This window comes from Candidatus Eisenbacteria bacterium (assembly GCA_026388185.1).
Classification (GTDB): domain Bacteria; phylum Eisenbacteria; class RBG-16-71-46; order JAFGJU01; family JAFGJU01; genus JAPLKG01.
On the sequence record JAPLKG010000011.1, the window covers coordinates 45,128 to 69,553 of the forward strand.

Below are 24,426 nucleotides of genomic sequence, written 5' to 3' on the forward strand. Positions count from 1 at the left end.
AATGATTTCCCGCCGAGTGGCGCACCCCTTTAGCCCAACAAGCACTTTTCCTCTCTCCTTGACTTCAATTGTCTATCTGGTAGCATAACGCCGAAGAATACCCATACGTTCATCCGGGCCCCAAAACGGCGAGTTTTTCATAGCGCCGAAGAATGCTGGGAAAAGTGGGGCTCCGTTCGGGTAAGGGTCTACTATCGGCTGGACACACGAACCCAGAGGTTTTGCAGTGCGGTTCATTGCAGACTTCCACGTCCATTCTCGCTACAGTCGTGCCACCAGCACGGAAATGGAAGTCGAGACTCTGGCCCGCTGGGCCGCACTCAAGGGAATCAAGCTTCTTGGCACGGGTGATTTCACGCATCCCACCTACTTCGCCGAGTTGAGCGCGAGGCTCGAGCCCGCAGAAGAGGGGCTGTTCCGCGTCAAGAAAGGCGACCATCCCACTCGCTTCATGCTGACGGGAGAAGTGTCCAACATCTACCACCAGAGCGGGAAGCTCAGAAAGATCCACACGCTCATCTTCGGGCGCAGTCTCGCGGACGTCGAGAGGCTCAACGCCAAGCTTCAGAGGTACGGGAAGCTCTCGAGCGACGGTCGCCCCATCTTCACGTTTTCTGCAAAGGAATTGGTGAAGATGGTCCTGGAGATATCGCCCTCGTTCATCTTGATTCCGGCACACGCTTGGACTCCGTGGTTCAGTGTGTTTGGCGCCAATTCCGGCTTCGACTCGCTCGAGGAGTGTTTCGAAGAAACGGTCGGCCACATCTGGGCGATCGAGACGGGACTCTCTTCCGACCCACAGATGAACTGGAGGCTTTCCAAGCTCGACAAGCTGACTTTGATTTCCAACTCGGACGCCCATTCTCCGTCCAAAATAGGGAGAGAGGCAAACGTCTTCGACTGTGAGCTCTCGTTTTCTGCGATACGTGACGTCATCAAGAAGCGCGACGCGAAGAGGTTTCTTTTCACGATCGAGTTTTTCCCGGAGGAAGGCAAGTATCACTACGACGGGCACAGGAAATGCGGAATCCTGTTTGCGCCCGCCGAGAGCAGGAAACACTCGAACGTCTGCCCCGTCTGTAAGAAACTCCTTACCATCGGGGTCTGTCACAGAGTCGAGGAGCTTGCCGACAGGGAACCGGGCTTTGTTCCGAAGGGCGCGATACCGGCGCGCCATCTGATTCCTCTCGGCGAGATCATCGGGGAAGCGCTCGGAGTCGCTCCGGGTGCCGCGTCCGTCGAGCGGGAATACATGAGAATAGTCCAGACCTTTGGGAGCGAGTTTGACGTGCTTCTGGATCGTTCCGTGGAAGAGCTTTCGCGCTACGTACCGAAGAACATCGTGGATAGAATTCGGAGGGTCAGGGAGGGAAAGGTCAAGATCGTGCCGGGTCACGACGGCGTCTTCGGGAAGATAAGCATCGTGGGAGAAGAGGAGTGTGGAGAGGTGCCGGCCACCGAGCAAATGAGTTTCTTCTGACGGAGCGACCTTGAGATATTACTGTAAATAGTCGCGATAACGTGTTGATATAACAATCGTTATTCTCTTGGTAGGTCCTTTACGAGGGGAGGTCTTGCGATGATAGACTCTTACGAATTCGGAGAGATCATCGTCGACGGGAAATCCTACGTCTCCGACGTCATCATCTATCCTGACAGAATCGATGACAAGTGGTGGCGCAAGGATGGACACAAGCTTTCGATCGAAGATGTCAAGGACATCATGAACGCCAAACCCGAAATGCTCATCGTCGGCACCGGCTACTCCGGCTTTCTCGAAATCACATCGAGGACGAAGCGCTTTCTGGAAACCAACGGCGTCGAGCTTCTTGCCGCCAACACCAAGAAGGCGTGCCAGAAATACAACGAGATCTCGAAGACGAAGCGAGTCGTAGCAGCGTTTCATTTGACGTGTTGAGGCGCGGCCGCATAAAGTTCCACGCGTACAGGAGGATTCCATGGCTTACGAGAACATTCTCTACGAGAAGAAGGACAGGGTTGGAATCGTCACGTTGAACAGGCCCAAGGTTCTGAATGCTCTCAATGTTGCGACGATGGACGAGCTCCGACGCGTCGTGCTTGAAATAAAACATGACGATTCGGTGGGAGCAGTGATATTCACCGGCAGCGGCGAGAAGGCCTTCGTGGCGGGTGCGGACATAAAGGAATTTCTCGGCCTCAGTCCCGAGGGAGCCCGACGATTCTCGCTCGCCGGGCAACACGTATTTCGTTTGATAGAGAAGCTCGGCAAGCCCTCGATAGCCGCCATCAACGGTTTCGCTCTGGGCGGAGGTTGCGAGCTGGCGCTTGCGTGCACGGTGAGAGTCGCCTCCGAGAACGCGAAGATGGGTCAGCCGGAACTGAACCTAGGGCTTATCCCGGGGTACGGAGGAACGCAGAGGCTGGCGAGGCTCGTCGGTAGAGGAATCGCGATGGAGCTCGTTCTGTCCGCGAGGTTTGTCGACGCCCAGGAAGCTCTGCGCATCGGACTTGTGAACAAGATAACGCCTCCCGAAAAGCTCATGGAGTCGTGTGAGGAGATGGCGAGGGGATTCGTTTCCAAGGGGGCTCTGGCGCTTCGCTATGCCATGGAGGCGATCGACGAGGGTCTTCAGGTTTCGCTTGACGAAGGCGCCTACATAGAGGCAAACATGTTTGGGCTTTGCTTTGCCACCGAGGACATGAAAGAAGGTGTCACCGCGTTCCTGGAAAAGAGACAGCCGAATTTCAAAGGGAAGTGACGCCGAACGGACTTGGAACGAACTTGTGCACCGCCTAGCGGGGAGGGAGAGATGAAGGCTTGCCGCTCGTCGACGGTCGTGGTGTCGACTATTGTGATTGCAGGATGTCTCGCTCTGGTCGGTTGCTCGCTCGGCCTTCTCCTGGCCGGATGCGGAGGGGAGCCTACCAGCCCGCGCGCAAAAGCCCTCGTTTACGTGAACTCAATACCCGCAAGGGCCTTGATACATCTTGATGCGGTGAGCACCGGGAAGCTCACTCCCGACAGTGTTCTGGTTCGCGAGGGAGATCACACGCTCACCCTGACGCTCGACGGCTACAGGGATTCCACCGTTTCTTTTTCGACGGCCCGCGAGGACACCGTCAGTCTTGACGTCAGACTCACGGCAATCGAAGGCACTTTCACTTGGAGTCGCGTGACGGGAATCGACGCCGCGGTCTACGGCATTGACTTCGCCACCCTGACCTACGGTTGTGGGGTCGGGGAGGCCGGAAACGTTTTCAGGACTTCCAGCGCCGGTGCGAGCTGGGTGCAACTGAACGCCGGGACGAGCGAGGACTTGTTGTCCGTGAGCTTCGCTTCGCCCTCGGTCGGATGGGCCTGCGGGACAAACGGGGTCATTCTGAAGACCACGGACTACGGCGACACGTGGACTTCCTGGCCCAGCACGACCAGCCAGGACCTTCACGACGTGTGCTTTGTCAACGCCAGCAACGGTTGGGCGGTGGGAGATTCCGGCAAGATTCTACGCAGCACGGACGGTGGTCTTTCGTGGAGCCCTCGAACCAGCAATACCACGAAGAACCTTTCGGCCGTCTACTTCCTTGACATCACGCACGGGTGGGTGGTCGGCGGCAATCTGGCGGGCGAGGGGCAAGTGATCCTTAGAAGCACAAACGGCGGCGTCACGTGGCAGTCGAGCTCCACGGTTTCCACCTCTTGCCTCAGAGATGTGTTCTTCTTCACGTCCGAGATTGGCCTCTGTGTCGGCGACGACGGTCTTGTACTTCGCTCCACCAACGGCGGCATTTCCTGGGAGTCGATGGGCAGCGTGGGGTCTCTTTCGCTACGCGCCTTGACCGCATGGAGCAGCACCGATTACTGGGCCGTCGGCTACGAATATGGTGCGGTCGGTTACGTGTTCAGAAGCGCCGATGGCGGTCTCACGTGGTATCTCTTTGAAGAAACCCCGCAAGGCCTCCTGTGCGTCGACGCAATCCAGGGTTCGCCGAACGGCTGGGCAGGAAGTCTGTCCGGGCTCTGGGGGTACGAGTAGCATTGGGAGTTCGTGTACGAATCAGTCTTGGCAGTGTACTGCGGGTCAGAAGCTTCCTGGCTCTGAGCATCGGGCAGACAGTCTCCCAGTTCGGTGACAGGCTCAACCACATGGCCCTCATCGCGCTTGTCTCGGAGATGATGCCCGGCTCCACGTTCAAGTTCTCAAAGCTCATGATCTTTGTCACGCTCCCCGGCCTCGTGTTCGGTCCCATATCCGGCGTTTTCATCGACAGATGGAACAAGAAGAAAGTTCTCTTCTTCTGCGACCTGATGAGAGGGTCGTTGGTTCTCCTCATACCCTTCATTCCCTCATCCAACGTCATCTTCGCCGTCGTGTTTCTTGTCTTCTCTGCGGGCCTGTTCTACTCGCCGGCAAAGAACGCTCTCGTTCCCAGCGTGATAGCGAAGAGAAAGATACTGATGGCGGGTTCGGTCACAACCTTCACGGCGAGAGCTTCGACGGTGATCGGCGCCGTTGCGGGCGGAATGATAGTGGGCTACTTCGGCTGGAGAACAAGCTTCTATCTCGATTCCATTTCCTACGTTTTCTCGGCGGCGATGTTGCTTCTCGTGACTTATCATCCTGCGGCGCGCCCGGAAGAGGAAATCGTGTCCTCTATTCCGACTCCCCGGTTGGGTGGATTCCAGGTTTTTTTGAGGGAGTCCAAGAAGCTTTTCTTGGAAGTGTGGGAGGGAATAAAGTTTGCTTTCTCACACAAGCCCACCGTGTTTGTTTTCTCGAGCGCAATCGCGATGGCTCTTGCGGGAGGCAGCCTCTACGTTCTCGTTATTGTCTTGGTGAAGGAAGTGTTGGGTAAGGGAATAGAGGGGCTCGGCACATTGATCGGCTCGCTCGGCGTGGGCATGATACTTGGCTCGGTGATAACCGGTAGATTCGGGCACGTCACCACACAGAGACGCATTGTCCTTTGGGGACTCGCAGTGTTTGCCGCTCTGATCGTGGTTTTCGCCAGAGTGAAGAGCCTCGTGTGGATGAACACACTGGCGTGTATTTCCGGTGTGGCGCTGTCACCGGTGCTGATTTGTCTCGACACGTTGCTTCAGAAGTCCGTGCCGCAGCAATTTCGTGGAAGAGTTTTCAGCGCGCGTGACGCGATTCTCAACGGAGGGTTTCTTATTTCGAGCGTCCTCATCGGTCTCCTGGCAGAGAATCTGGACAAGGCGAAAACGTTGACCTTTGTCGGCGTTGCGCTTCTGGCGGTCGTGATTGTCGTAAGGCAAACGTCGAGAGGGCTGACAGAGGAGTAGCGGGGTATCTAAACAAGACGAAAGGAGTGGTCTGAATGAGCCGTAACGTCAAGATTGTCGCCTGGGTGCTGGTGGCGGTGATCGTCGCAATCTTCGTGGTCGCAATTCCCAAGTTTCCGAAGATGGCTGAGAAAAGGGAGAAGGAAGCCCTCAGAACCGCGAGGGAGGAGGTCGAACCGGGCAAGAGAATTGTGAATCTCGTGTCGTTTCTCAAGGCGCATCCGAAAGGCAAGTACAGGGGCTACGCTCACGTCTACGTGTTCGACGCGTATTTGAGCGACCTTAAAGACACGACGAAGGCCCTCTCCTACGCAAGAGAAATCCTTGCGTCCGGCGAAACACTGGAAGGAAAGGGACCCATCTATCCTTCGCTGTTTATGTTCTGGCGAGAGGTCGGCAAGGCGGACAGCGCGCTCGCAATCGCGAAGGAAGCGCTGGCGTTCAATCTCAAGGACAGCTCCATTTACAGCGACATGGGATATGCTCTGGCCGAGGCGGGCGAACAGCTGGAGTTGGCGATAGAGCTCGGCAAGAAGGCAGTTGGTCTCGCGAAGGACGAGGCTACCAAGGCCTACGCTTACGAAGGTCTCGGATGGGCCTATATGAAGGCGGGCAGGATTGCCGAAGCCACAGACGCACTCAAGAACGCGGTCAAATCGGCAGGCGAAGACGTGGATGAGTCCACGGTGCAGCATCTGGGCGAAGCGTATCTCGCGGCCGGTAAGGTAGAGGATGCAATAGCAACATATCTGGATTTGATGGCGAGAGGACAGTACGACGACGTTCGAGACAAGCTTGACAGCCTCTACACCGCGACGAGCCGTTCCACCGCCGACCTGGACAGGGACATCAAATCACGGAGAGAGCAGAGACTGAGCCCTGCTCCTCAATTCGCGCTCCGTGACACGCAGGGCCTGATCAAGACCCTTTCGGGCTACAAGGGCAAGGTTGTTCTGCTCAATTTCATGCAGCCTACTTGAGGACCTTGCGTCGCGGAGTTTCCGCGACTCGAGGAGCTCGCCAAAGAGTTCCCGTCCGCTCAATTCGCCGTCGTCTCTGTTGACGTCTCCAATCAGAAGAAAAGAACTATCAAGGTAGTGAGCGATACCGGCGTGAGTTTCCCGGTGCTTCTTGACAACAGGTCCGTTGGAAGGAAGCTCTACAAAGTGAGAGGGACACCCACGACGCTGATAATCAACGGCGACGGCTTTGTGGCCTTTAGGCATGTGGGCTACTCCGACGGCATGGAGGAGATTCTCAAGAAGGAGATTCAAGGCTTGTTGGCGGGTCCAGCGTAAGTCGGCCACAAGATGCCTTCGAGGCTCGGCCTTGGCTTGCGACCCGGCGAGGCCACTGGAGGGGTTTGCCGTAGTAAGGCAGACCCCTCTCTCGTTCTCGGGTCATGCAACGGGCGGGCCGTCGCGCGTCCGGTGGGCCGTCGCGAGGCGCGAGCCCTGCGAACCTCCCCGTACCCCGGTGCGCGCTACCTTGTTGCTCGACTGTCGGTTAGGCCGTCTTCCTTGCCTCTCGGCACCGTATTGCTTTTCGGATTCGATGTGTTATACTGATGTGTTATACTTAAGTAAGAGGAAGCACGCCCGCGAGAGTGGCGGAACTGGCAGACGCGCTGGACTTAGGATCCAGTGAGGAGACTCATGGGGGTTCAAATCCCCCCTCTCGCACCAACTCGCGAGTTGCGTCCTTGGGACTTCGGTTCCTTGAGGCCGGGATTTCCCGAGGTTGTATTGCGTTACTCAAGAAGGAGGTCTGATGAAGGTTCAAGTGGAAGAAGGGACACTCTGGAAACGTACTCTCAAGATTGAGATTCCTCCTGAACGGGTGAGCAAGGAGATGGAGGAGGTTGTCAAGGAGTTCAGGAACAGACTCGAAATCCCCGGCTTTCGAAAGGGGCGGGCGCCTCTGGGATTGGTTGAGGCTCAGTTGGGAAGCGGGTTGGACGTAGAGTTCTTGAAGAGAGTTGTCCCTCGCGCGTACGAGGAGGCACTTCGCGAAGCGCAGCTTGAGCCGATCTGTGACCCCAGTTTCGACGACATCAGCTTCAAGCGCGGCCAGGCGCTCACCTTCACGGCCACGTTTGAAGTGAAACCGCAGGTAGAGGTCTCCGGCTACAAGGGGCTCGGGCTGGAGAAAATAGAGTTCGAGATAAGTGACGACGACATGGAGAGGGCGCTGGAGGAAGTGAGAAAAAGCAATCCCGAGTTCGTCGCAATAGCCAGGGAGGCCAGAGAAGGCGACCTCGTTGTCATTGACTACGAAAGGCTAGGCAAGACGGAGGGCGCCCAGGAGTCGTCGAAAGTTCAGAGCTACGCCGTGGTGCTGGGTTCGCACACGCTTCTCGACGAAATCGAGAAGGCTCTCGAGGGAGCCGTGGCCGGTGACGAAAAGAAAGTAAGGGCGAATCTGCCTGCGAGCCACTCCGACAAGAAGCTTGCAGGAAGCTCGATCTCCTTCAGGATCAAGGTGAAGGAAATAAAGGAACGCAAGGAGGCGGTTCTTGACGACGAATTCTCGAAGAGGCTTGGCGCGACAGGCGGTCTCGAAGAGCTGCGCGCGAGGGTAAAGCTCGAGCTCGACGGGAAGGCCATAATGCGTTCGCAGGAGTTGCTTGAATCCAGTCTCTTCGACGAGCTTTCCTCCATGAATACCTTTGATCTGCCCGAATCGATGGTTGAACGCATGCTCGGACACATTCTCGAAAAGCAGGATCCCGACGTTTCTCCGAAAGACGACGCCAAGCTCCGGGAGGAGCTCAAGCCTTCGATCATGCGCTTCATCAAACGGCTGATAGTAATCCAGCAGGTGGCCAAACAAGAGAGCATTCAGGTGACCGATAAGGACGTGGATGACGAGATCGCGCGAATCGCCGCGTACCAGCAGTTGAAACCGGAGGAGGTCAAGGAGCGCCTGCAGGGTGAGACGGAGCTAGGCCGGCTCAGGGACAATCTGTTGGAGAGAAGGGTGATCGATTCTCTCGTTTCTCAAGCGAACGTGAAGATCGTGAAGCAACCACTGCCGAAACCGGAGGGTAATTGAAATGTCTCTTGTACCGATCGTAGTTGAACAGACTGGAAGAGGGGAAAGGGCATACGACATATTCTCGAGACTTCTCAAGGACAGGATCGTCTTCATGGGTTCCGTGATAGACGACGTTGTGGCGAATCTGGTCATAGCCCAGATGCTCTTTCTCGAGGCAGACGATCCGGACAAGGATATACATCTCTACATACACAGCCCCGGAGGGCTGGTTTCTGCGGGTCTTGCGATATACGACACGATGCAATTCATCAAGCCCGCCGTCGTCACTATCTGTATGGGGCAGGCGTCCAGCATGGGGGCGGTGCTTCTGGCTGCGGGTACAAAGGGAAAGCGCTCGGCTCTCCCGCACTCCAGGATCATGATTCACCAGCCCGCGGGGGGCAGCCAGGGGCAGGCGTCCGACCTCGAGATTTACACCAAGGAAATCTTGACGCTTCGGGAGCAGGTCAACGAAATTCTGTCGAAGCACACGGGTCAGCCCATAGAAAGAATAAGGAAGGACACCGACAGGAATTTCTTCATGTCGGGCGAAGAGGCTAAGACGTATGGCCTTGTTGACGATGTGATTGTTAAGAGAGCGTAGGAAGGAAGTAGGCAGTCATGAAGAAGAGGGCCGCTTCTCCGCATCCGATTCGTTGCTCATTCTGCGGCAGGGGACAGGACGAAGTCACGCGGCTGGTCTCGGGTCCTTCCGTCTACATTTGCAGCGAATGCGTCAAGCTTTGCAGCGACATTCTTGAGGGCGAGCTCGAAGAAAAACAGCCCCTTCAGAAAGAGAGCCTTTCCAAGCCGGCCGATATAAAGAAGGTTCTCGACGAATATGTGATAGGGCAGGAGTTGGCCAAGAAGATACTCTCCGTCGCAGTTTACAATCACTACAAGCGTATTTTCAACCCTTCCACTTCTCACGACGTCGAAATCGAGAAGAGCAACATATTGCTGGTGGGGCCGACGGGGACGGGCAAGACATTGCTCGCGAGAACCCTGGCCAGCTTTCTCAGGGTGCCGTTTGCGATCGTTGACGCCACGTGTCTGACTGAGGCAGGCTACGTCGGCGAAGACGTCGAGAATATTCTCGTGCGGCTTCTCCAGGCCGCCGATTTTAATCTGATGAACGCCCAGCACGGGATTGTCTACATAGACGAGATAGACAAGATCGCGAGGAAGAGTGACAATCCCTCCATCACGAGGGACGTTTCCGGAGAGGGAGTGCAGCAGGCGCTTCTCAAGATTCTGGAGGGAACCGTTGCAAACGTGCCTCCCCAGGGGGGCAGAAAACACCCGCAGCAGAAATACATCGAGGTCGACACCAAGGAAATACTCTTCATCTGCGGGGGCGCTTTCGAAGGGCTTGAGAAGATAATTGAGAAGAGAATAGGGCGTAAGGTCATGGGCTTCGGAGCCGAGATAAAGAGCAAGTCCCAGAAAAGCTACGGGGAGATCCTGTCGCTCATAGAACCTGAGGACTTGCTGAGGTTCGGTCTCATACCCGAGCTCGTGGGCAGACTTCCGATCGTTGCTCCTTTCCACGAGCTCGACCAGGATTCGCTCGTCGAAATACTGACGCGGCCGAGAAACGCTCTCGTGAAACAGTATCAGAGATTCTTTGACATGGAGGGCATAAGGCTCGAGTTCACCGAAGATGGGTTGCGAGCAGTCGCGAAGCTAGCGATGAAGCGCAAAACAGGCGCCAGGGGTCTCAGGGCCGTGCTCGAGGAATCCATGCTGGACGTGATGTACGACCTTCCCTCGCGCACCGACGTCGTGGCCTGTACAATCACCAAAGAAATGATTCTTGACAAGACGCCCGCCCTCCTGACGTTCAGAGGCGAGAGAAAAAAGAAGGAGGCGTGAACGACAAATGCTGGTAATAAAGCGCGGTGACGAAGTCTTCGAGATCGACGACAAGCTACCACTTCTTCCGCTGAGGGACGTCGTTATATTCCCCTACATGACGATTCCGCTCCTCGTGGGAAGGGTTCCATCGGTGAACGCCATAGAGGAAGCCGTCGCCAGCGACAGGATGGTGTTCGTTGCCACGCAGAAGCGGCCGGAAATCGCGGATCCCACGAGGGACGAACTCTACAGGGTGGGAACCGTCGTCAGGATCCTTCAACTGTCGAGACATCCCAACGGCACGATGAGAGTACTCGCAGAGGGAATCTGTCGGGGCAGGGTGCGCCGTTTCCACATAGGAAAGGAAATGTACTACGTAAACATCGTCCTCATGAAGGAGGAGAGCCAGAGTTCGCCACAGACAGAGGCTCTGATGAGAAGCGTGGTGAGCTCTTTTGGCGAATACGTGCGGCTCAGCAGGCGCATCTCCGATGAGATATTCATGACCGTCAGCAACATGACTGACGCCACCTGTCTGGCTCACACGGTGGCCGCGCATCTCTTCCTCAAGGTCAGCGCGAAGCAGGAGCTCCTCGAGATAGAAGATGTGTCCGAGCGGCTCAAGGCTCTGTGCCGCGTGCTCACTTCTGAGCTCGAGATCCTCAAACTCGAGCGTAAGATCGAGGGACAGGTTCGCAGCCAGGTGCACAAGAACCAGAAGGAGTTCTATCTCAACGAGCAACTCAAGGCCATTCGCAAAGAGTTGGGATATCAGAACGAGTTTTCAAACGAGCTCGAAGAACTCGCCCAGCAGATAAAGAAAGCCAAGATGCCCAAGGAAGTGAACGAGAAGGCCATGAAGGAGTTAGACAGGCTGAGCAAGATGTCCTTCATGTCACCGGAGGCAACCGTCGTGCGCAACTACATCGACTGGCTTGTTGCGTTGCCCTGGGCAAAGAGAACCGACGACAACCCGGACATGAAGGCCGTCGAGGATGTGCTCAACGAAGACCATTACGGGCTTAAGAAGGTGAAGGAGCGCATACTGGAGTACATCGCCGTCCTCAAGCTTACAGGTTCGCTCAAGGGTCCGATCATATGCTTTGTCGGTCCTCCGGGGGTCGGGAAGACGTCTCTTGGGAAGTCCATCGCGAGAGCCCTGGGAAGGAAGTTCGTCAGAATGTCGTTGGGCGGTGTCCGGGACGAGGCGGAGATACGCGGGCACAGACGGACGTACATCGGTTCGCTTCCGGGGCGCATCGTTCAGTCCATAAAAAGGGCTGGCTCGATGAACCCCGTCTTTCTGCTGGACGAGGTGGACAAGCTCGGCGTTGATTTCAGGGGCGATCCCGCTTCCGCGCTGCTCGAAGTTCTGGATCCCGAGCAGAATTGCACGTTCACAGATCACTATCTTGAAGTGGAGTTCGATCTCTCGCAGACGATGTTCATAACGACTGCGAACGTGCTTCACACGATACCGCCTGCCTTGCAGGACAGGATGGAAATATTGAGACTGCCCGGCTACCTTGAGTACGAGAAGGCGGAAATAGCCAAGGGTTTCCTTGTCCCCAAGCAGCTTGCCGCAAACGGTCTGCGCGATTCCGATTGCAGCTTCACCTCGGGCGCGCTGCGCACAATGATAAACGAGTACACGCGCGAAGCGGGTGTGAGGAGTCTGGAGAGAGAAATCGCTTCCGTGTGCAGGAAGGTGGCCAAACGAAAGGCGGCGGGGAAGGCGAAGAGGAAAGTGGTCGTTACCGGCAAGAGGCTCCAGGAGTTTCTTGGCGTGCCGAAGTACATGGACAGCGTGGTGGAGCAGAAAGCCCGGACCGGTATTGCGACCGGGCTCGCTTGGACCGAAGCCGGCGGCGACGTGCTCACGGTTGAAGTGAGCGTGCTGCCCGGCAAGGGTGAACTCCTTCTCACGGGCAAGCTCGGCGAGACAATGAGAGAGAGCGGTCAGGCCGCCCTGAGCTACGCGCGTTCGAGGGCCACGGTCCTCGGTCTTGACAGGGGCTTCTACAAAGAAGTGGACGTGCACGTTCATGTTCCCGAGGGTGCCATGCCCAAGGATGGACCTTCGGCAGGAATTACGATGGCCGTCGCTCTTGTTTCCGCTCTAACGGGGGTTCCGACGCGCAAGGACGTCGCCATGACGGGAGAGATTACTCTGCGGGGCAACGTGCTGCCCGTGGGTGGTCTCAACGAGAAATTGGTTGCTGCGAGGCGCGCCGGTATAGAGACCGTGCTTATTCCCAAGCTGAACGAGCGCGAGTTGACGGAGCTTCCGGCCGAGGTTCGAAACAGCCTGAACATAGTGGGCGTTGAGACGATGGACGAGGTGTTGCAACTCGCCCTGGACATGGAGAGAGGCAAGCTTTACTTGGCCAAAGAATCTCGCCAGGACGAAGCCTCCCCGGCCCACTGAACGTTGAGCGCGTCGCAGAGCTGCCCTGCTTGACTCTTCCGGACTCTCTGAAAGGAGTGCGCAATGCCCGCCGTTGTCCTGGTCGGTATGCAGTGGGGAGACGAGGGCAAGGGTAAGGTCGTCGACATCCTTTCTGAGGGAGCCTCCGTAGTGGTTCGATACCAGGGCGGGGCGAACGCCGGCCACACAGTTGTGATCGGGGACAAGGAATACGTGCTCCATCTTGTGCCGTGCGGCATCCTGAGGCCCGGGAAAACTTGTTACATCGGGAATGGAGTGGTGATCGATCCCGAAGCCCTTTTCCGCGAGATATCTTCGCTCGAGAACCAGGGTATCCAAGTTCGGGACAGGCTCTTTGTGAGTCTTTCCTCCCACGTAATCATGCCTTACCACAGGCTCTCTGAAAAGGTGTTGGAGGAAATACTCGGCGAGAGAAGAATCGGCACCGCAGGAAGGGGAATCGGACCTGCTTACAGAGACAAGGCCGCCAGAGTCGGCGTACGGATTTGCGATCTCTTTGATCGTCGTGTCCTGCGCGACAAGATAGCGGTGCTTGCCCAACAGGCGAGGGCATTCGCGGAGCAACTGGTTGCGCACAACGAGGTCAACGTCGTCGCAGCCTCCGGATCGCGGGCCCGTTTGGCGGCGGGTGACTTCCTGGACGAACGCTGTGTCGAAGAGCCCTCGGAAGTGTTCGAAAGATACGTCGCCTTGGGTGAGAAGATTCGACCCATGGCGACGGACGTTTCGCGAGAGGTCAACCGTGCCCTCGATGAAAGGAAGACTGTTTTGTTCGAGGGGGCGCAGGGTACTCTTCTTGACGTTGACCACGGTAGTTACCCCTACGTCTCGTCCTCAAGTGCGTCCGCGGGAGGGGCGTGTACGGGGACGGGAGTGGGTCCGACTAGAATCGACGAGGTTGTTGGAGCCGCAAAAGCCTACACCACAAGGGTGGGGAACGGTCCTTTCCCGACCGAGCTGTCTCCCGAGGCGTCTGAGACACTGAGGGAGGCTGGAGCCGAGTACGGAGCGACGACTGGAAGGCCCCGCAGGTGCGGTTGGTTCGACGCGGTCGTCGTGAGACACTCCGTCCTCGTCAACGGTGCGTCCAGGCTGTACCTCACAAAACTCGACGTTCTTGACGGACAAAGTGAACTCAAGATCTGTACGGGATATCGCTACGAAGGTAGCGTGCTCAGCGAGTTCCCCGCCAGTCTTGAGGCGATGTTCAAGGTCGAACCCGTTTATGAGATTCTTCCGGGCTGGCGACGGCCCGTCAAGGGCGCCAGACGGAAGGAGGAGTTGCCGGTCGAGGCCTTGAGTTACGTGAGACGAATAGAGGAACTCACCGGCGTCGGAATCGCCGGCGTTTCAGTTGGTTCTGCGAGGGAAGAAATGGTACTCTGCAACTAGAGCGTTGGACAAGGCCCGTTAGCTCAGGCGGTAGAGCACCTGCCTTTTAAGCAGGGAGTCGCTGGTTCGATTCCAGCACGGGTCACATTGGGGGCGGCCAAGGCCGCCCCTCTCTTAAAACGTTTCCACACGACGAGGAGGTCAGGCATGAAGACATTTCTGCACGGAATCGTCTTGTCGATCGTTTCCGTGATGTTGGCCGCTTCCTTCTCTCCGTTGCCTGCCGCTGCTTTTACCGGTCAAGTTTCTCAGGAACTGCCGGCGCCGTGCGGCTACGCAACCGGTTTGGCTTGGGACGGCGGGCACCTCTGGGTTTCTGACTGGAAAGAGGCCAAGGCCTTCAAAGTCGACCCCTCCGACGGAGAAGTTCTGGAGTCGGTCGAACTGCCGTGCGCGAGACCTGAGGACATAGTCTATGCGGACGGGTGCTTGTTCGTCTGCGACGCCACCTCAGCGCTGATTTACAGACTGGACCTCGCCACAGGCATAGTCGTCAAGAGCTATCCCGCCCCTCAGTCGGCACCGTCTGCCCTGGCGTGGGACGGGGAGAATCTCTGGGTTGCCGACAGGGGGAGCGACACGATCTACAAATTGAATCCTTCTGACGGGACAACACTTGACTATTTCCCCGCACCCGCGGGCGATACGGAAGGACTCACGTGGGACGGAAAGTATCTCTGGGCGGCCGACAGGGTGAGAGATGAGCTCTACATGTTGAGCTCTCTCGACGGCACCGTCATCATGGTAGTGCGTTCACCCGGTCCTTATCCCACGGGCCTGGTCTTTGACGGGAAATTTCTGTGGAACGTGGACTTTCAGAATGATCTGCTCTACAAACTGAACTATGACGACGGTGAGGACGTCTACACGACGGATGCCACCGACAGGCAGATGACGTTTGTTCACCGGTTCACGAATCTCGGCCCCGGCGTCGTTACGACTGCGGAGGTCTTCCTTGCCATACCGGAGGACTCAATCCCCGGACAAAAGCTCCTCGGCCCCGTTCGCTTCCAATCCGAACCAAACAAGTTCGACATCGACGAATGGGGACAGAAGGTCGCCGTCTATGAGTCTCGCGACCTGAAGCCGGGAGAGACGAAAGAGACAAGCTACACCGTGAGGGCCTCGATCGGCGTTCGAAGGTTCTGCATCTTCCCCGACAAGGTGGGTGGTCTTGGGGGCGTGCCTCTATCAATCCGAAAGGCCTACACCGCGGACGGGAGTCGCTATCGCATTTACCAACCTCTGATCGCTGAGACGGCGAAGGAGATAGTCGGCGAGGAGAAGAACCCTTACTGGATCGCTCGGAAGATCTGCAAGTGGGTGCAGGACCACGTTGAATACGAGAGGGCAGGCGGATGGGACATCGCTGAGACTCTCGTGAAACGCGGAACGGGCTCCTGTTCAGAATATTCGTTCCTTTACATAGCCCTTTGCCGTGCGGCAGGACTGCCGGCTCGTTACGAAGGGAGCGTCGTGGTGCGGGGAGACGACGCATCCATGGATGATGTCTTCCACAGATGGTGCGAGGTCTACCTACCCAACTACGGCTGGATTCCAATCGATCCGAGCGGGGGAGACAGCCCCGTCCCTTCTAATCAGGGCAGGGCCTTCGGGATGTTAGGGAACAAGTATTTTGTCACGACGCACGGCGGCGGCGACTCGAGGTATTTGGGTTGGGATTACAATTACAGCTCGCGGTTTTCGTACAGGGGAAAGTGTGACGTGAAGGAAGAAGCCTTCGCTCTGTGGGAGCTCGCCGGCGAGGCCTCGGGCACTTCCAGTGAATTATCAGGAAAAGCCTGTAAACCGAAATAGTACATAGAATAACGCTGTTGGCAATTGGGGTGAAACTGTCTTGAGAATCGGACTTGTGGGACTACCTTTGAGCGGCAAGAGCACGGTCTTCAATGCGCTCACTCGCGGCACGGCTCGCACCGGCATTTTCTCGGCCGCGAGGGAAGAGGTCCACGTGGGCGTGGTGGAGGTGCCCGACGAGAGGGTGGACATTCTCTCGAAGATTCTTCGCCCGACCAAGACAACGAGGGCGAAAATAGAGTACGTGGACGTGGTAGGAATAGAGCAGGGAGCGGCGAGAAAGACCGACGCGGCCGTACAATTCCTTGCGCCCGTGCGCCAGACGGACGCGTTACTCCACGTGACGAGAGCATTCTTGGACGGAAGCGTTCCTCATCCTCTTGGCAGTATCGACGGCTCGAGAGACGTGAAGGCGCTGGAAGAAGAGTTCATCATCGCGGACCTGCTTGCCGTAGAAAAGCGTCTGGAAAAAGTCGTCAAGCTTGCGTCCGTCGGAAAAAAACCGGAAGAGAAGGGCGAGCCCGAGATACTCGAAAAGTGCCGCAAGTATCTGCTTGAAGAAACGCCGTTGCGGGAGGTTGAATTCACACAAGAGGAAGAGAAGCTCTTGAGAGGGTTTCAGTTTCTCTCTCTCAAGCCCCTGCTGGTGGTCGTGAACGTTGGCGAAGAGGTGGACGAGACCAAGTTTGTAGAAACGGCGGGAACCTGGACGGGCAAGAAGCGCGGAGTTGTGTCGCTTTGCGGAAGGCTCGAGATGGAGATTGCGAGTGCACCTCCACAGGACGCTGCCGAACTCATGGAACTCGCGGGACTCTCCGAACCGGCGTCTTTGAAGGTAATAAGGGCCTCTTATCAGCTCTTGGGCCTCATCACGTTCTATACGACGGTCCACTCGGAGCTCACAGCCTGGCCCATCGCAAAGGGGACACCCGCTGCCAGAGCCGCGGGTGAGATTCACACTGATCTCGAAAAGGGCTTCATAAAGGCCGAGGTCATAGCTCTTGACGATCTGGTTTCTTGCGGCTCGATTGCGAAAGCAAGGGAAAAGGGGCTCCTCAGGGTCGAAGGAAGAAGCTACGAGGTCAAGGACGGGGACGTGCTGACCATACGATTCAACCCATGATGGCGAGGAACATTCCATGAAGGACGACAGATACGAAAAAAGCGATCTGGTCGAGGCATTCGTGGCTCCGGATGAACTCTTGGCCACGATGATCAAGGACATGCTCGAATCAGAAGGCATAGACGCCACCATCCGCTGCGATCAGATCGTCTGCTACGACAGCATAGCCAAGGCCGGGAGGGGCTACTGGGGTAAGGTCTTTGTGAGGGGTGAGGATCGAGAACGGGCCAAGGAACTTGTCGCCGAGTTTCTGAAAGCGGGGGAGGCGTCTGAGCAAGGGACGGGAGACTCCGAGCAGGTGACCGGCGACGACGAGGAAGGCGAGACACGATTGTCTTGACAGGCGTGGATCGGATTTGCTAGTCTGTAGTACGTTAGAGGCAGATCCTTCGGGGCGGGGTGAGAGTCCCCACCGGCGGTAAAGCCCGCGAGCCGAGGAACGAAACAGGCGATCGTCAGGCCAAGAATGGCCCTGGGCGATCGAGCTCGTTCTGGTGCAGATCCGGGGTGGCTCCGGAGCCGACAGTGAGAGTCTGGATGGAAGAAGGATAAGCGTCGATTTTGGCAGAAACGAATTCTGACAAGAACGAAGTGAGTTTGCTTTGCCCCGCAGGTCTTTGCCTGCGGTTTTTTCGTTTGAAAGCGCGGAGCTCGTTTCTACGTGCAGGCCTGGCCGGAAGATCCAGGCGCCCTGCGGTCTCGACATGACAAACGTGAGGCATCCGGACGCGACATCGAGTCCGGCACAACTTGAAGAATTCATGAGGCTGGCTCTCAGGCTGGCCTCCGGAGGACGCGGGAAAACCTCGCCCAACCCCATGGTGGGAGCGGTCGTGGTGCGCGCCGGCAAGGTGGTCGGGACCGGATGTCACCGTTACCCGGGAGGACCTCACGCGGAGGTGGTGGCCATAGAGAAGGCGGGGAAACTGGCCAAGGGGAGCGCGCTTTTCGTTACCCTCGAACCCTGCTGCCACTACGGTCGCACCCCTCCCTGTGTCACGAAGATAGTAGAAGCTGGGATAAGCGGAGTCTTCGCGAGCATCGTCGACCCCGACCCGAGAGTGAGGGGCAAGGGGTTCAGGTTTCTGAGGCAGCAGAAGGTCAAGGTGAACGTGGGCCTTCTCGCTGAAGAGGCCGGCAAGCTCAACGAAGCCTACATCAAATGGGTGACCGAGAAACGTCCGTTTGTGGCCGTCAAGGTGTGCGAGAGTCTTGACGGACGGATCGCCACTTCAAGCGGCCAATCGCGTGGTCTCGGCTCTGAGGAAGAGATAGAGTTTGCTCACGCTCTTCGCGCCAGGTATGATGCAGTTCTTGTGGGGGTGGGTACCGTCCTCGCGGACAACCCCAAGCTCACGGTCAGAAACGTGAGAGGCCGCAACCCTCACAGAATCGTTCTGGATTCGCGCCTCAGGACGCCCGTTTCTTCAAAGATGCTCAAGCGCGACGGGAACGAAAGGGTGATCGTAGTTTCGGTCGAGGGTGTAGCGAAGACGAGAGTTGAAGCCCTCGAGTCAAGGGGAATCGAGGTGTGGACCCTGCCTGGGAAGAAGGGAAGGGTGAATCTCGAGAGTTTTCTCTCCGAGGCCGCCGGTCGCTCCATCCAGAGCATTCTGGTCGAAGGCGGTAGCGACGTGATAACCTCTTTCTTGAAGGGAAAACTTGTAGACAAGGTCTACGTCGCCATCGCCCCCAAGATACTGGGCGGAACCCAGCGCGTCTCTTGGCCGAAGGAGCTGGGTATTCGAAGCGTCACCCGGGGCCTCGGGCTGAAGGAACTGCGCGTGAGAAGATTGGGGACCGACATACTGGTGGAGGGTTACCTGTGAGGAATCGTCGGAGGCGCGGCGCACTCCTAGCGTGCAGCGGCGCCGGACAGACTGCGTGAGGGAGAACGAATGTTCACTGGTATCATCGAGGTAATTGGGAGCGTCAGCTCCATTCAAAGAAGCGCAGGAGGCTTTTCGGTCACCATAGAAGCCCCAGGCGTCGCGCAGGACACCAAGGCGGGCGAAAGCGTCAGCGTGAACGGCGCCTGCCTGACCGTGGCGAGTCTGATGTCAGAGCGTGCCTTCTCGGTCGAAGTCGTGGCCGAGACTCTCGAAAAAACCAATCTCGTGTTTCTCAAGTCCGGCGACCGCGTGAATCTCGAAAGGTCTCTCAAGCTCGGCGACAGACTGTCGGGCCATCTGGTCCTGGGTCACGTGGACGGCGTAGGTGAGGTGACCGGTATCAGGCAGACCGGCGCGGGGAAGACAATGAACATAGAGATTCCCTCCGAGCTTGTGCGTTACTTCGCTCTCAAGGGTTCGATGGCACTCGACGGGGTCAGTCTCACGATCAGCGGACTTTCCGGGAGAAGCGTTGAAGTTTCTCTCATTCCCTTCACGCTCAAGTCCACGATCGTCGGGAGCTACACGTCGGGGAGAAAAGTGAACGTCGAGGTGGACGTGATCGCCAGATACCTGGAGAGTCTTCTCGTCGATAATGGAGGGCGTCGAGGACGTTCTTTCGAGAAGGGTCTCACGCTGGATTTCTTGAAGGAGAAGTGGTTGTGATGGAGTGGAAGACCGATGCCGAGGCAAGGTCAAGCAGCTTTGCAGCAATCTCGGAAGCCATCGGGGACATCAGGGCCGGTAGGATGCTCATCGTCGTGGACGACGAGGACAGGGAGAACGAGGGTGACCTCGTGGTCGCCGCGGAAAAGGTGACTCCGGACGCCATCAACTTACTGGCAAAGCATGCGAGAGGTCTGATATGCGTCCCCATGACTGCCCAGCGGTTGGACGAACTGGGTCTGGGGCCCATGGTTGCCGCCAACACTGCGAAGATGGGAACGCCCTTCACCGTGTCCGTAGACGCGGTCGCCAATACTACTACCGGCATCTCCGCCTTCGACAGAGCGCAGACGGTCCGCGCTCTCATCGATCCCGAGACTAGACCGGAGGACCTGGCAAGGCCGGGTCACATTTTTCCTCTGAGGGCCGCCGAGGGGGGCGTGCTTCGCAGGGCGGGTCACACGGAGGCCGTTGTGGACTTGATGAGGCTCTCGGGCATGTACGAGGCCGGTGTCCTTTGCGAAATAATGGACGAAGACGGTCAGATGGCGCGGCTTCCTCAGCTCGTCAGAATGGCCGAACAGTTTAGGGTGAGAATTGTGACTATCAGGGACCTCATCGAATACCGTCGACAGACGGAGAAACTGGTGACGGCCGTGGCGAGGACTAAGCTGCCCACTCAGGTCGGGGAGTTTGACCTCATTCTTTACGAAAGCAGTCCCGACCTCGAACATCATGTCGCTCTGGTAAAGGGTGACGTGTCGAGCGGAGGGAGTGTTCTGGTGCGGGTCCATTCGCAGTGTCTCACGGGCGATGTGTTTCACTCTCTTCGCTGTGACTGCGGGGAACAGATGGAGAGGGCTCTCGAGATGATTCAGAAGGAGGGGCGGGGCGTCTTTCTCTACATGAGACAGGAAGGCAGGGGAATAGGTCTTGCGAACAAACTCAAGGCTTACGAGCTTCAGGACCAGGGCGCCGACACGGTTGAGGCAAACCTGAGATTGGGGTTTCCTGCCGACCTGAGGGACTACGGAATAGGCGCACAGATTCTTGCGGATCTGGGGTTGAGAGAGATCAGACTCCTCACAAACAACCCGAAGAAGGTCGTAGGGCTGGAAGCGTACGGACTCAAGATCACGGAAAGGGTACCCATCGAGGTCGGCGTTCATGCCGCCAACAGAAATTATCTTGCCACAAAGAGGGACAAGCTTGGCCACATACTGGGACTCGATGGGGGTCAGGCTTCATCAGGGAGCACGAATCGCTGCGACTGAACGTGGAAGGAGGAGAAATGACACCGAGAGTATTCAAGGGTAATCTTGACGCAAGCGGGAAGAGGTTCGCTTTGATCGTGAGCCGTTTCAACGAGTTCATTTCGCAGAAGCTTCTCGAGGGCGCGATGGATTGTCTCCAGAGGCACGGCTGCGACGAGAAGGCGGTGGACATTTACTACGTGCCGGGCAGTTTTGAGATTCCTTCTCTTGCGAAGCGTCTTGCGGGAAAGAGGGAGCGAGATCGATATCATGCCATTCTGGCCCTCGGTGCCGTCATAAGGGGTGACACGCCGCACTTCGAGTTTGTGGCCTCCGAGGTGGCAAAGGGGGTGGCCTCGGTTTCGCTGGACACGGGAATCCCGGTAATTCTTGGTGTAATTACCGCAGACAATCTTGAACAGGCCATCGAGCGCGCAGGCACGAAGGCGGGGAACAAAGGCTGGGACGCGGCAATTTCCGCCATCGAAATGGCGAATCTTTTTGAGATCTGCGGCTGATGAAACGGAGAGAGGCACGAGAGATCACGTTCAGGATTCTCTACCAGGCCGAGATAGGAGGCTTCGAGCTTGAAGCGACGCTGTCTCAAGTCTTCAAGGAACTGAAGCCGTCGGCTGAGGTGTCGAAGTACGTTTCCCTCCTTGCAGACCAAATAGGGACTCACAAGACGGAAATAGACGGCGTCATTTCGGACGTGTCCATGCACTGGCGACTTGAAAGAATGGCGGTGACGGACAGAAACATCCTGAGGATCGCGGTTTCCGAGCTTCTTTACATTCGTGAGGTTCCGGCTCGAGTGGCAATTGACGAGGCGATCGAGTTGGCCAAGAAATACGGCGACGAAGGCTCGGGACGTTTTGTGAACGGAATACTGGACACCGTGGCCAGAAGGTACAGGGCCGAGGAGCTTCTGGAGAGAGGAACAAAGGACGGACTCACGCAAGCATGAGATACGCGATCATCTCTGACGTTCACGCAAACCTCGAGGCTCTGGAGGCCGTGCTGAAGGAGATAGACTCCTTGACCGCGGACAGAATCGTCTGTCTCGGAGACACGGTAGGCTACGGGGCAAACCCAAACGAGTGCACGGAGATCATCCGAGACCGAGCCGGCGTGGCCGTGCTGGGTAACCACGATCAAGCGGCCACGGATGGGACGAGCGTCGAGTGGTTCAATACTCATGCCCGGGCCGCGATCATCTGGACAAAGGAAGTATTGAAGCCCGAGTGCGCGGAATTTCTGAAGAATCTTCCCTACACGGCTTCCATAGACGGAGCCCGCCTGGTGCATGCGAACCCTTCGGAGCCCGGTGGTTGGAATTACATTTTTGAACCGACCGAAGCTTCGTACGAGTTTAGATGTTTTGACGAAAGAGTCTGCTTCATCGGGCATTCCCACTTTCCCCTCTTTTTTGTCAAGGAAGGGCGTTCCTGCAAGGCAGTGTTGCCCGAACCACTCAAGCTCGAACAGGACAAGAGGTACATAGTGAACGTGGGAAGCGTCGGACAGCCCAGGGATCACGTTCCCGCAGCGTCTTTTGCAACGCTGGACTTGCCCGAGGGGATTGTAGAATTCCGCAGAGTCGAGTACGATCGCCGGCTTGCGTACGAGAAGATCCTGAAGGCCGGGTTGCCTAGATTTCTTGCCGAAAGGCTTCTGGTCGGGGAGTGAGCGTTCGACCCTATGAGAGAATCTACGAGAGACGTCTGGGAGAGATACTGGGAAGTCCACGCGGACGCGGACGAGCTCTACTCAAACGAAGACAGAATCGTTAACCAGCTCGTGTCCTCTTGCCCAATCAAGGGACAGAGAGTCCTCGAGGTGGGGGCCGGTTCCGGGAGGGACAGCGTGAGATTGGTCCACCTGGGCGGTGCGGTTTTCGTGATTGACTACGCCGAGAGCTCTCTCGCGGTTGTTAGGAGAGAAGCGTCGGCCGCCGGTGTGGAGGTGCACCTGGTGCGCGGCGATGCTACCGGCATGCCTTTCAAAGACGCTTGTTTTGACGCCCTGTTTCACCAGGGCCTCATGGAGCATTTCCGAGATCCCTCCGGCCTTCTTGACGAGAACAGAAGGGTTCTCAAGACCGGGGGCGTCATTCTAGTGGACGTTCCCCAGAGATATCACATATATACGCTCGTCAAGCACTTTCTCATTTTCTTCGGGAAGTGGTTTGCCGGCTGGGAGACGGAATTTACCGTCGGTTCCCTCGAAAGACTGATCGCGTCCAGGGGATTCAGAGTGAAGTCTTCGTATGGAGATTGGATGGTGCCCGGGTTCTTCTACAGAGGATTCAGGTACGTGCTCAGGCAGTTGGGTGTTGCCAGACTTCCGAAGTATCCGAGGCCGGTGCCGCTGCTCTCGGGCCTGACGGACAGGTTCAGGAATTGGTTTCGCAAGAAGCGCCTCGCGTTCTACACTTTTGCCGTCGTCGGAACGGTCGCCAGAAAGGAATGAGGGTCACCCTTGAAGAGACTCAGAGTGCTTGCTTTCAATTGGCGAGACATTGAGAATCCGGAGGCCGGCGGCGCCGAAGTTCATCTTCACGAAATCCTGCGTTGGCTCGTGAAGCAGGGCCATTCCGTAACTCTTCTGTCCAGCTCCTTCAGGGGCTGCGCGCCGACCACGGAGATCGACGGCGTGCGAGTCTTGAGAAGGGGAAGGTGGTTCAATGCAAACCTTGCGTTGCCCCTCGCCTACTTGAGGGAGCTCAGGCGCGAGAATTTCGACGTCGTCCTGGAAGACATAAACAAGATACCATTCTACACTCCCTGCTTCGTCAAGGCCCCTGTTCTCGCCATCGTGCCTCACCTTTTCGGCACAACTGTGTTTCAAGAGGCTAGCTTTCCTTTCGCCATGTATGTATATTCCTATGAGCTACTCATTCCGTTCGTGTACCGGAATGTCAGGTTCATGGTGATCTCCGAAAGCACCAAGCGCGACCTCATCAAAAGGGGCGTACGGCCCGACAAGATTGACGTCGTCGAGTGTGGTCTCGACCACACCCTCTATAGAAAGATGGACGTGCCCCGAGATCCCAAACTTGTTCTTTATCTCGGGAGACTTAGAAAGTATAAATGTGTTCACCTTCTCATTAGAGCCATGATCAACGTCAGGGATTCCGTGCCCGGTGCGCGACTTGTGGTCGTTGGGGACGGACCGTACAAATCCGAGCTCGAAGATCTTGCGCGGGCGCTCGGCTTGAGCGAGACGGTTGAGTTCAGGGGGCACGTGAGTCCGGACGAAAAGGTGAAGCTTCTGTGCCAGGCCACGGTCGTGGCCAACCCGTCTCCCAAGGAGGGGTGGGGTCTTACGGTCGTGGAAGCCAATGCCTGCGGCGTGCCGGTCGTCGCCAGCAGCAGCCCGGGGCTCGTCGACTCCATAAGGGACGGAGAGACCGGCATCCTGGTGGAGCACGGAAACGTGGAACAACTTGCGCAAAGAATGGTAGAACTACTTGTGAATGACGAGCTAAGGGAGAGACTGTCAAGGGCGGCAGTCGAGTGGGCTGGCAGGTTTAGCTGGGAAGGTTGCGCAAGAAGAGCCGGAGGGCTGATTGAGCGGATCGTCGAGGCTGGCGAGGCCGAGGCGAGAACCTGTGGTCCGACAGGGTAACCTCAAGTGACTCAAAGGGTATC

At 57.0% G+C, this 24,426-nt stretch carries 22 protein-coding genes, 2 tRNA genes, 1 pseudogene and 1 riboswitch; all 25 genes and pseudogenes read left to right on the plus strand.

The window, feature by feature from the left end; translation table 11 throughout:
* Window positions 1-226: 226 nt before the first annotated feature.
* The 25 genes and pseudogenes from NTX17_05860 (at window position 227) to NTX17_05980 (ending at window position 24,403) form a co-directional block, all read left to right on the plus strand.
* Window positions 227-1,480, plus strand: a complete 1,254-nt coding sequence (locus tag NTX17_05860) for an endonuclease Q family protein (protein MCX5800897.1) — start codon at window positions 227-229, stop codon at window positions 1,478-1,480.
* A 99-nt stretch (window positions 1,481-1,579) separates the two neighbouring features.
* Window positions 1,580-1,918 (plus strand): Mth938-like domain-containing protein, encoded by a 339-nt coding sequence (locus tag NTX17_05865; protein MCX5800898.1) that lies wholly within the window; start codon window positions 1,580-1,582, stop codon window positions 1,916-1,918.
* Between the two features lie 40 nt (window positions 1,919-1,958).
* A complete protein-coding gene (locus NTX17_05870) occupies window positions 1,959-2,741 on the plus strand; it encodes an enoyl-CoA hydratase-related protein (protein MCX5800899.1) in 783 nt (260 codons plus the stop codon).
* 51 nt (window positions 2,742-2,792) lie between these two features.
* On the plus strand, window positions 2,793-4,016 hold the full coding sequence (locus NTX17_05875; GenBank protein MCX5800900.1) for a YCF48-related protein: 1,224 nt from the start codon (window positions 2,793-2,795) through the stop codon (window positions 4,014-4,016).
* 2 nt (window positions 4,017-4,018) lie between these two features.
* Entirely contained in the window at window positions 4,019-5,287 is a 1,269-nt protein-coding gene (locus tag NTX17_05880; protein ID MCX5800901.1) for an MFS transporter, read from the plus strand.
* A 35-nt stretch (window positions 5,288-5,322) separates the two neighbouring features.
* A complete protein-coding gene (locus NTX17_05885) occupies window positions 5,323-6,267 on the plus strand; it encodes a hypothetical protein (GenBank protein MCX5800902.1) in 945 nt (314 codons plus the stop codon).
* 15 nt (window positions 6,268-6,282) lie between these two features.
* Window positions 6,283-6,585, plus strand: a pseudogene (locus NTX17_05890) (TlpA disulfide reductase family protein).
* A 302-nt stretch (window positions 6,586-6,887) separates the two neighbouring features.
* Window positions 6,888-6,972 (plus strand) — tRNA-Leu (locus NTX17_05895).
* Between the two features lie 85 nt (window positions 6,973-7,057).
* The gene (gene tig, locus NTX17_05900) at window positions 7,058-8,341 is read left to right on the plus strand and encodes a trigger factor (protein MCX5800903.1); all 1,284 of its coding nucleotides are present in this window, start codon (window positions 7,058-7,060) and stop codon (window positions 8,339-8,341) included.
* 1 nt (window position 8,342) lies between these two features.
* Window positions 8,343-8,927 (plus strand): ATP-dependent Clp endopeptidase proteolytic subunit ClpP, encoded by a 585-nt coding sequence (gene clpP, locus NTX17_05905; GenBank protein ID MCX5800904.1) that lies wholly within the window; start codon window positions 8,343-8,345, stop codon window positions 8,925-8,927.
* Window positions 8,928-8,944: 17 nt separating this feature from the next.
* A complete protein-coding gene (gene clpX, locus NTX17_05910; protein ID MCX5800905.1) occupies window positions 8,945-10,198 on the plus strand; it encodes an ATP-dependent Clp protease ATP-binding subunit ClpX in 1,254 nt (417 codons plus the stop codon).
* 7 nt (window positions 10,199-10,205) lie between these two features.
* Window positions 10,206-12,608, plus strand: coding sequence for an endopeptidase La (gene lon, locus NTX17_05915; protein MCX5800906.1), 2,403 nt, complete (start codon window positions 10,206-10,208; stop codon window positions 12,606-12,608).
* A gap of 63 nt (window positions 12,609-12,671) precedes the next feature.
* Window positions 12,672-14,021, plus strand: a complete 1,350-nt coding sequence (locus NTX17_05920) for an adenylosuccinate synthase (protein MCX5800907.1) — start codon at window positions 12,672-12,674, stop codon at window positions 14,019-14,021.
* A 12-nt stretch (window positions 14,022-14,033) separates the two neighbouring features.
* Window positions 14,034-14,106, plus strand: a tRNA-Lys gene (locus tag NTX17_05925).
* Window positions 14,107-14,168: 62 nt separating this feature from the next.
* The gene (locus NTX17_05930) at window positions 14,169-15,839 is read left to right on the plus strand and encodes a transglutaminase (GenBank protein MCX5800908.1); all 1,671 of its coding nucleotides are present in this window, start codon (window positions 14,169-14,171) and stop codon (window positions 15,837-15,839) included.
* A gap of 40 nt (window positions 15,840-15,879) precedes the next feature.
* A complete protein-coding gene (ychF, locus tag NTX17_05935; GenBank protein ID MCX5800909.1) occupies window positions 15,880-16,962 on the plus strand; it encodes a redox-regulated ATPase YchF in 1,083 nt (360 codons plus the stop codon).
* A 16-nt stretch (window positions 16,963-16,978) separates the two neighbouring features.
* A complete protein-coding gene (locus NTX17_05940; protein MCX5800910.1) occupies window positions 16,979-17,302 on the plus strand; it encodes a DUF2007 domain-containing protein in 324 nt (107 codons plus the stop codon).
* Between the two features lie 41 nt (window positions 17,303-17,343).
* Window positions 17,344-17,515, plus strand: a riboswitch (FMN riboswitch).
* Window positions 17,516-17,564: 49 nt separating this feature from the next.
* Entirely contained in the window at window positions 17,565-18,791 is a 1,227-nt protein-coding gene (ribD, locus tag NTX17_05945; GenBank protein MCX5800911.1) for a bifunctional diaminohydroxyphosphoribosylaminopyrimidine deaminase/5-amino-6-(5-phosphoribosylamino)uracil reductase RibD, read from the plus strand.
* 69 nt (window positions 18,792-18,860) lie between these two features.
* Window positions 18,861-19,520, plus strand: a complete 660-nt coding sequence (locus tag NTX17_05950) for a riboflavin synthase (GenBank protein ID MCX5800912.1) — start codon at window positions 18,861-18,863, stop codon at window positions 19,518-19,520.
* Complete coding sequence (locus NTX17_05955; GenBank protein MCX5800913.1) at window positions 19,520-20,794, plus strand: bifunctional 3,4-dihydroxy-2-butanone-4-phosphate synthase/GTP cyclohydrolase II; 1,275 nt, start codon at window positions 19,520-19,522, stop codon at window positions 20,792-20,794. Before NTX17_05950 ends, NTX17_05955 begins: the two co-directional genes overlap by 1 nt.
* Before the next feature lie 17 nt (window positions 20,795-20,811).
* Window positions 20,812-21,291, plus strand: a complete 480-nt coding sequence (gene ribH / locus NTX17_05960; protein ID MCX5800914.1) for a 6,7-dimethyl-8-ribityllumazine synthase — start codon at window positions 20,812-20,814, stop codon at window positions 21,289-21,291.
* On the plus strand, window positions 21,291-21,740 hold the full coding sequence (nusB, locus tag NTX17_05965; GenBank protein MCX5800915.1) for a transcription antitermination factor NusB: 450 nt from the start codon (window positions 21,291-21,293) through the stop codon (window positions 21,738-21,740). The genes ribH and nusB overlap by 1 nt, the downstream gene beginning before the upstream one ends.
* Entirely contained in the window at window positions 21,737-22,462 is a 726-nt protein-coding gene (locus tag NTX17_05970; GenBank protein MCX5800916.1) for a metallophosphoesterase family protein, read from the plus strand. The genes nusB and NTX17_05970 overlap by 4 nt, the downstream gene beginning before the upstream one ends.
* A 12-nt stretch (window positions 22,463-22,474) precedes the next feature.
* The gene (locus tag NTX17_05975; protein ID MCX5800917.1) at window positions 22,475-23,245 is read left to right on the plus strand and encodes a class I SAM-dependent methyltransferase; all 771 of its coding nucleotides are present in this window, start codon (window positions 22,475-22,477) and stop codon (window positions 23,243-23,245) included.
* Window positions 23,246-23,254: 9 nt separating this feature from the next.
* A complete protein-coding gene (locus tag NTX17_05980) occupies window positions 23,255-24,403 on the plus strand; it encodes a glycosyltransferase family 4 protein (protein MCX5800918.1) in 1,149 nt (382 codons plus the stop codon).
* Window positions 24,404-24,426: the final 23 nt, after the last annotated feature.

Bases quoted from the DNA above. Each gene is read 5' to 3' on its own strand.
- NTX17_05865 (MCX5800898.1), top strand. From the start codon at position 1,580: ATGATAGACTCTTACGAATTCGGAGAGATCATCGTCGACGGGAAATCC.
- NTX17_05870 (MCX5800899.1), top strand. From the start codon at position 1,959: ATGGCTTACGAGAACATTCTCTACGAGAAGAAGGACAGGGTTGGAATC.
- NTX17_05875 (MCX5800900.1), top strand. From the start codon at position 2,793: ATGAAGGCTTGCCGCTCGTCGACGGTCGTGGTGTCGACTATTGTGATT.
- NTX17_05885 (MCX5800902.1), top strand. From the start codon at position 5,323: ATGAGCCGTAACGTCAAGATTGTCGCCTGGGTGCTGGTGGCGGTGATC.
- tig (MCX5800903.1), top strand. From the start codon at position 7,058: ATGAAGGTTCAAGTGGAAGAAGGGACACTCTGGAAACGTACTCTCAAG.
- clpP (MCX5800904.1), top strand. From the start codon at position 8,343: ATGTCTCTTGTACCGATCGTAGTTGAACAGACTGGAAGAGGGGAAAGG.
- clpX (MCX5800905.1), top strand. From the start codon at position 8,945: ATGAAGAAGAGGGCCGCTTCTCCGCATCCGATTCGTTGCTCATTCTGC.
- lon (MCX5800906.1), top strand. From the start codon at position 10,206: ATGCTGGTAATAAAGCGCGGTGACGAAGTCTTCGAGATCGACGACAAG.
- NTX17_05920 (MCX5800907.1), top strand. From the start codon at position 12,672: ATGCCCGCCGTTGTCCTGGTCGGTATGCAGTGGGGAGACGAGGGCAAG.
- NTX17_05930 (MCX5800908.1), top strand. From the start codon at position 14,169: ATGAAGACATTTCTGCACGGAATCGTCTTGTCGATCGTTTCCGTGATG.
- NTX17_05940 (MCX5800910.1), top strand. From the start codon at position 16,979: ATGAAGGACGACAGATACGAAAAAAGCGATCTGGTCGAGGCATTCGTG.
- NTX17_05950 (MCX5800912.1), top strand. From the start codon at position 18,861: ATGTTCACTGGTATCATCGAGGTAATTGGGAGCGTCAGCTCCATTCAA.
- NTX17_05955 (MCX5800913.1), top strand. From the start codon at position 19,520: ATGGAGTGGAAGACCGATGCCGAGGCAAGGTCAAGCAGCTTTGCAGCA.
- ribH (MCX5800914.1), top strand. From the start codon at position 20,812: ATGACACCGAGAGTATTCAAGGGTAATCTTGACGCAAGCGGGAAGAGG.
- nusB (MCX5800915.1), top strand. From the start codon at position 21,291: ATGAAACGGAGAGAGGCACGAGAGATCACGTTCAGGATTCTCTACCAG.
- NTX17_05970 (MCX5800916.1), top strand. From the start codon at position 21,737: ATGAGATACGCGATCATCTCTGACGTTCACGCAAACCTCGAGGCTCTG.
- NTX17_05975 (MCX5800917.1), top strand. From the start codon at position 22,475: ATGAGAGAATCTACGAGAGACGTCTGGGAGAGATACTGGGAAGTCCAC.